Below are 3721 nucleotides of genomic sequence, written 5' to 3' on the forward strand. Positions count from 1 at the left end.
GTCCAGCCGCGCGCGCATGCCCGGGTCGACCGAACAGGCCGCCAGCGCGGTGCCGGCCAGGAACCACGGCAGGTACGCCGGCAGCCACTCGGCCGCGAACGGCTGGTCGAACCACGTCCGGGCGCCGGCTGCGAACGCCACGCCGCCGATCGAGAGCAGCAGGCACAGGACCAGCACGCGGCGCAGGTCCAGGCGGTCTCGCGGCGTCAGCAGCCGCACCACCAGCGGCAGCGCGAGGTAGAAGGCGACCTCGGTGCACAGGCTCCACATGTGCGCCAGGCCGTAGGCGTGGGTGTCCTGGGTGTAGATCTGGGTCAGGGTCAGGTTCGCGATCCAGCCTCCGACCCCCACATCGGAGTTCGCAGGCGCGGCGATCAGGCAGACGGCCACGACCACCCAGTAGAGCGGCAGGATCCGCAGCGCCCGCTTCCACAGGTAGCGTCCGGTGCTCGGCGGCGGAGCTCCGGCGGCGCTGGCGGCGAACCACGGCCGGGCCAGCAGGAATCCGGAGACCACGAAGAAGAGCGCAACGCCGAGGTCGAAGTGGGCGAGCATCGCCCCGGTCCAGCCCTGCGGGTAGCGGCCGGTGTGGAACGCGACATGGGTCAGCACCACCATCAGCGCCCCGACGGCGCGCAGCGCGTCGAGCGTGAGGAACCGGCGATCCAGTTCGATTCGGGCTCCGTTTCGGTCGGCCATCAGCCGTCCTCCTCAGGCCCTGAGATCGGGTCGCCGAACGGCACCACGCTGCCGACCTCGATGCCACCCAGGCACGGCTTCGACCCCGGAGTCAGGCTCTGGAGGCCGATGGTGTCGAAGCGTCCCTCGCCCGTACGCAGGTAGAGACTGCGGAACCCGGGCTCGATCTCGACATCGTAGGAATGCTCGCCGGCGGTCACCCGCATCCGGCCGGCGTCCTCGGCGGCAGCCACGTAGGCGACCCGGATCCACCACCCGGCGCCGTCCACGCCACCGTCGAGGCCCACCTCGAGCGGCGTCTGCCGCACCCGCAGCGGGCACTTGTCCAGGCTCGGCGTCGGGTCGACGGCGCCGACCGAGCGCCGCTCGGGGTCCACCAGCGCCGGCCGGATGTGACCGTCCTCGTCGACCAGGTAGAGGTTGTCGGTGCTGGCCTTGGGGAAGTCCATCTTGTCCGACAGCGGCCGGAGCACCCGACTCACCTGGTTGTAGGGGTAGGACGCGCCCCAGACCATCCACTCGGGCACCGGCCCGTCGGCCATCGGCAGCGGCTCCTCGACCTCGGCCAGGTCGGCACGGACGGTGTCGACGTAGCGCCGGGTGTTGTCGTCCTCGTGCCAGCCCTGGGCGTAGGAGTAGGACGAGAAGAGCCCCAGTGCCGCGACGATCGCGGTCACGCCGGCGACGCGCTTCGGCGCGTCGAGGAAGGGCGAGGTACGCGTCGGGGTGAGCGTCTCCACGGCCCCGCGCAGCGGCAGCGTGGCCAGCGCGAGCGCCATCGCGGTGACCGCGATCGTGTCGGTGAGGTAGCGGTAGGCGAGGGCGATGTCGGCACCGACCCCGCCGGCCCGGATGGCGGTGATCAGGGCGATGTCGATGACCAGGATGCCGCCGACCAGCCACCACGCGCGCAGCGCGATCGAGCGGGTGCGGGCGAGCTCGTAGGTCAGCAGGGCCAGCACGCCGACGGCGAGCACCGAGACGACCGCGCCGGGCTCGGCCCAGCCGGCCGAGTTGCCCTCCAGCCACGTCCAGCGCAGCGGCCCGCCGACCACGCCCGGTGCCCACGACTCGAACAGGAACCGCTGGGCGACCAGCGCGAACCCGTTGGCGTCGGAGGCTCCCGATGCCTTCGACGATCCCGCGCCCAGCGTGAGGTAGGCGACCACGGAGCCGATCGAGACGACCCCGTAGAGGAGCACGCCGGGCAGGTAGCGGCCCAGGATCGTCCGCAGCCGGGTCAGGATGTCACCGCTGGCGAACCAGCCCAGCGCCAGCACGGCGTAGGGCCAGAACAGCAGCATCGCCTTCTCGCCGAAGGCGATGGCGGCCAGGGTGATGAGCATCGTGAGCAGGGCCCAGCCGAACCGCCGCGTACGCAGGTAGTTGAGGTGTGCCCATGACCCCCAGAAGATCGCAGCGAGGAACGGCAGCTGGGTGATCCCGGGGCCCCAGGACAGGAACGCCGGCAGGCTGATCGAGCTGAACAGGAACAGCGCCAGCGGCGGCAGGATCCCGCGCCGCTTCCCGAACGCGGAGCAGAGGAAGACCAGTGCGCCCAGGTTCGCGATCGCCTGCAGCACGAGGAGCTCGGCGGCCGGGTAGGCCCAGGCGTACGGGTCGAGGCTGAAGTTGTAGGACGTCAGCGCGAACGCGCCCGGCATCAGGTGTCCGGCGAAGCCGTGGAAGAGCAGGTCGCCCGAGAGCCCGTCGGACATCAGCTTCGACATGAAGTTGGCATCGTCGAAGCGGTACCACGACCCGCTCAGCGCCCAGGCGCGGAAGCCGAGCTGGACGGCGATCATCGCCAGCGCTGCCGCGACGACCTTGCCCGGCGTGGCCAGGAAGCCGTCGCCGGCCGGCCCGTCGGCGGGCTCGGCAGCGGTGGAGGTGGTGTGGGGAAGTGACACGAAGAGGAAGTGTCGCACAGTGGTTTGTGACCCGTTGCACACCTCTCCCGGTATTGCTGCTACGGTTCGCGGATCGAGGGGGGACCCGAGGCCTTGGGAGGGGCAAAAACATGCGAAGAGTGATTGGTTACGTCTTCTTGCTGGTCGGCGCGTTTGCGCTGGTCGCTGCCGCGGTGGCGGGATTCTGGGCCAAGGACGCCGCTGCCAAGTTTCCGCTGAATGTCGACTCGCGCACGGTGCTCGAGGGCACGGCCAGCGGTGCACAGGCCAAGTCGGATACCCCAGTTCCGGTGAAATACGTCAACGTGACCAAGGCTGACCCGGAGGCGTCCACCGATGACGTCGTCGTGCTGATCGAGGTGGCCTGCATCGTCGTCCAGGAGGACGACCCGGCCGACTGCGTCGACCCCGACACCGACCCGCGCGCGGTCAACATCTCCAACAGTGCGTACGCCCTGGACCGCAAGACCGCTGAGCCGGTCAAGGACCAGGCCAAGTACGTCGGCGAGGAGTTCGCGACCGAGGGCATGACGGGCTACGTAGCGAAGTTCCCGTTCGGCACCGAGCGTCACGACTACGAGTACTGGGACGACACCCTCGGTAAGTCCGTCGTCGCCACCTACGTCGACGACGTCGAGGTGGAGGGCGTGAAGACCTACCAGTTCGAGGTATCGATCCCCGCGACCGAGGCGACCCTGAGCGAGGGCGAGTCCGAGGGCACCGAGGACGACACGATCGGCACCTACGAGGGCGCCCAGACGATCTACGTCGAGCCGACCACGGGTCAGTACATCGACCAGACCGGCTCCCAGAAGGCGGTCGCCGGCGACACCACCGTGATCGACATCGAGGTCAGCTACTCCGACGAGACCGTCGCGAAGAACGCCAAGGACGCCAAGGCCAACATCTCCAAGCTCAACCTGATCGGCACCTGGATCCCCGTCGTCGGCCTCGTCGTCGGCCTGATCTTCCTGCTGATCGGCCTGTGGCTGGTCCTGCGCGGTCGCAAGCCCAACGGTGGCTCCCACGCCGCCGCCGACGACAAGACGCTGGTGGATGCCTGAGGCTCAACCCACACAGGCGTAGACGTTCGCGGGCCCGGAGGCCGACAG

The 3721-nt window shown here is 69.6% G+C and carries 3 protein-coding genes; 1 reads left to right on the top strand and 2 read right to left on the bottom strand.

The window, feature by feature from the left end; genetic code table 11:
• Positions 1–699: acyltransferase family protein (locus tag ACFU7D_RS29040; RefSeq protein ID WP_378873836.1), on the bottom strand; the 699-nt coding region annotated here is incomplete at its 3' end.
• A complete protein-coding gene (locus tag ACFU7D_RS29045) occupies positions 699–2609 on the bottom strand; it encodes a hypothetical protein (RefSeq protein WP_378873839.1) in 1911 nt (636 codons plus the stop codon). The genes ACFU7D_RS29045 and ACFU7D_RS29040, both read right to left, overlap by 1 nt.
• Before the next feature lie 110 nt (positions 2610–2719).
• Here ACFU7D_RS29045 and ACFU7D_RS29050 point away from each other — a divergent pair, with 110 nt between their 5' ends.
• A complete protein-coding gene (locus tag ACFU7D_RS29050) occupies positions 2720–3673 on the top strand; it encodes a DUF3068 domain-containing protein (protein ID WP_378873841.1) in 954 nt (317 codons plus the stop codon).
• The last annotated feature ends 48 nt before the right edge of the window (positions 3674–3721 follow it).

This window comes from Nocardioides sp. NPDC057577, assembly GCF_042801335.1.
Lineage (GTDB): Bacteria > Actinomycetota > Actinomycetes > Propionibacteriales > Nocardioidaceae > Nocardioides.